We start from the raw sequence: 3,255 nt of genomic DNA on the forward strand, positions 1-3,255 counted from the left end.
AAAAAACCCCAGGACCTTTCGGTACTGGGGTTCTTTGTTTATTAGGTGCCTGGCAATGACCTACTCTCACATGGGGAAACCCCACACTACCATCGGCGATGACGCGTTTCACGACTGAGTTCGGTAAGGGATCAGGTGGTTCCACGTCTCTATTGTCACCAGGCAAAACTGGTTAACGCATTGGATACTGTAAGATGCGTCTTGGTTGTCTATACAAGCTACAACCGTTAAATCAATCATTAAACCACTCAGCTGTTCATCTGAAGCTTTCGCTCTCAGACAGCTTTGGCGTTATATGGTCAAGCCTCACGAGCAATTAGTACTGGTTAGCTCAACGCCTCACAACGCTTACACACCCAGCCTATCAACGTCCTAGTCTTGAACGGCTCTTTAGGGACCTTAAAGGTCCAGTGAGATCTCATCTTGAAGGGGGCTTCCCGCTTAGATGCTTTCAGCGGTTATCCCGTCCGAACATAGCTACCCGGCAATGCCACTGGCGTGACAACCGGAACACCAGAGGTTCGTTCACTCCGGTCCTCTCGTACTAGGAGCAACTCTTCTCAAATCTCAAACGCCCACGGCAGATAGGGACCGAACTGTCTCACGACGTTCTAAACCCAGCTCGCGTACCACTTTAAATGGCGAACAGCCATACCCTTGGGACCGGCTTCAGCCCCAGGATGTGATGAGCCGACATCGAGGTGCCAAACACCGCCGTCGATGTGAACTCTTGGGCGGTATCAGCCTGTTATCCCCGGAGTACCTTTTATCCGTTGAGCGATGGCCCTTCCATACAGAACCACCGGATCACTAGAACCTACTTTCGTACCTGCTCCACGTGTCTGTGTCGCAGTCAAGCACCCTTTTACTCTTGCGCTCATTGCATGATTTCCGACCATGCTGAGGGTACCTTCGTGCTCCTCCGTTACTCTTTGGGAGGAGACCGCCCCAGTCAAACTACCCACCACACACTGTCCTCGATCCCGATAAGGGACCGGAGTTAGGACTTCAACGTTACCAGGCTGGTATTTCAAGATCGGCTCCACTCGAACTGGCGTCCAAGTTTCAAAGCCTCCCAGCTATCCTACACAAGTAAGGTCAAAGTCCAGTGTGAAGCTATAGTAAAGGTTCACGGGGTCTTTCCGTCTAGCCGCGGGTACGCTGCATCTTCACAGCGAGTTCAATTTCACTGAGTCTCGGGTGGAGACAGTGTGGCCATCGTTACGCCATTCGTGCAGGTCGGAACTTACCCGACAAGGAATTTCGCTACCTTAGGACCGTTATAGTTACGGCCGCCGTTTACTTGGGCTTCGATCAAGAGCTTCGCCGGAGCTAACCCCATCAATTAACCTTCAAGCACCGGGCAGGCGTCACACCCTATACGTCCACTTTCGTGTTTGCAGAGTGCTGTGTTTTTAATAAACAGTCGCAGCCACCTGGTATCTTCGACCGGCCTCAGCTTAGGGAGCAAGTCCCATCACCAAAACCGGCGCACCTTCTCCCGAAGTTACGGTGCCATTTTGCCTAGTTCCTTCACCCGAGTTCTCTCAAGCGCCTTGGTATTCTCAACCTGACCACCTGTGTCGGTTTGGGGTACGATCCCACATAACCTGAAGCTTAGAGGATTTTCCTGGAAGCCGGGCATCAACTACTTCACTCCATATAGGAGCTCGTCATCAGATCTCAGTCATATAGGAACCCGGATTTGCCTAAGTTCCAAACCTACATCCTTAAACGCGGACAACCAACGCCGCGCTAGCCTAGCCTTCTCCGTCCCCCCGTCGCAGTTATGCGAGGTGCAGGAATATTAACCTGCTTCCCATCGATTACGCTTTTCAGCCTCATCTTAGGGGTCGACTCACCCTACCCCGATTAACGTTGGATAGGAACCCTTGGTCTTCCGGCGAGGGAGTTTTTCACTCCCTTTATCGTTACTTATGTCAACATTCGCACTTCTGATACCTCCACGGTGCCTTACAGCTTCCGCTTCAACAGCTTACAGAACGCTCCTCTACCATGCGTATAAACGCATCCGCAGCTTCGGTCTCTAGTTTGAGCCCCGTTATATCTTCCGCGCAGGCCGACTCGACTAGTGAGCTATTACGCTTTCTTTAAAGGATGGCTGCTTCTAAGCCAACCTCCTAGCTGTCTGAGCCTTCCCACATCGTTTCCCACTTAACTAGAAGTTTGGGACCTTAGCTGGCGGTCTGGGTTGTTTCCCTTTTCACGACGGACGTTAGCACCCGCCGTGTGTCTCCCATGATTGCACTCTTGGGTATTCGGAGTTTGCATCGGGTTGGTAAGTCGGGATGACCCCCTAGCCGAAACAGTGCTCTACCCCCCAAGGTGAGACATGAGGCGCTACCTAAATAGCTTTCGAGGAGAACCAGCTATCTCCGAGCTTGATTAGCCTTTCACTCCGATCCACAGGTCATCCGCTAACTTTTCAACGGTAGTCGGTTCGGTCCTCCAGTTGATGTTACTCAACCTTCAACCTGCCCATGGATAGATCGCCCGGTTTCGGGTCTACTCCCAGCAACTATGCGCCCTATTAAGACTCGGTTTCCCTACGCCTCCCCTAAACGGTTAAGCTTGCTACTGAAAGTAAGTCGTTGACCCATTATACAAAAGGTACGCAGTCACCGAACTAAGTCGGCTCCCACTGCTTGTACGTACACGGTTTCAGGGTCTATTTCACTCCCCTCACAGGGGTTCTTTTCGCCTTTCCCTCACGGTACTGGTTCACTATCGGTCAGTCAGGAGTATTTAGCCTTGGAGGATGGTCCCCCCATGTTCAGACAGGATAACACGTGTCCCGTCCTACTCGATTTCACTGAAAAAGGGTTTTCGAATACGGGGCTATCACCCACTATGGCCAAGCTTTCCAGCTTGTTCTTCTAACCCAAATCCAGCTTAAGGGCTGGTCCCCGTTCGCTCGCCGCTACTAAGGGAATCTCGGTTGATTTCTTTTCCTTCGGGTACTTAGATGTTTCAGTTCCCCGAGTTCGCCTCTCTAAACCTATATATTCAGTAAAGAGATACCACTTACGTGGTGGGTTTCCCCATTCGGAAATGTACGGATCAAAGCTTGTTTACCAGCTCCCCGTACCTTATCGCAGGTTACAACGTCCTTCATCGCCTCTGACTGCCAAGGCATCCACCGTGCACGCTTATTCACTTGACCATATAACCCAAAGGTGTCTGATCAACTGAATGGTTCTCGTAACGATCGATTTCGCCGGTTGGCGCTTGTAT

2 rRNA genes are annotated in these 3,255 nt (G+C 51.3%); both read right to left on the reverse strand.

The annotated features are described in order from the left end of the window. Positions 1–47: 47 nt before the first annotated feature. Positions 48–163 (reverse strand): 5S ribosomal RNA (gene rrf / locus XMM312_RS11385). 132 nt (positions 164–295) lie between these two features. Beyond that, positions 296–3,184: ribosomal RNA gene (locus XMM312_RS11390) — 23S ribosomal RNA — on the reverse strand. Between the last annotated feature and the right edge of the window lie 71 nt (positions 3,185–3,255).

The sequence above is a fragment of the Marinobacterium sp. xm-m-312 genome (assembly GCF_013283295.1).
In the GTDB taxonomy this organism is placed as follows: Bacteria; Pseudomonadota; Gammaproteobacteria; order Pseudomonadales; family Balneatricaceae; genus Marinobacterium_E.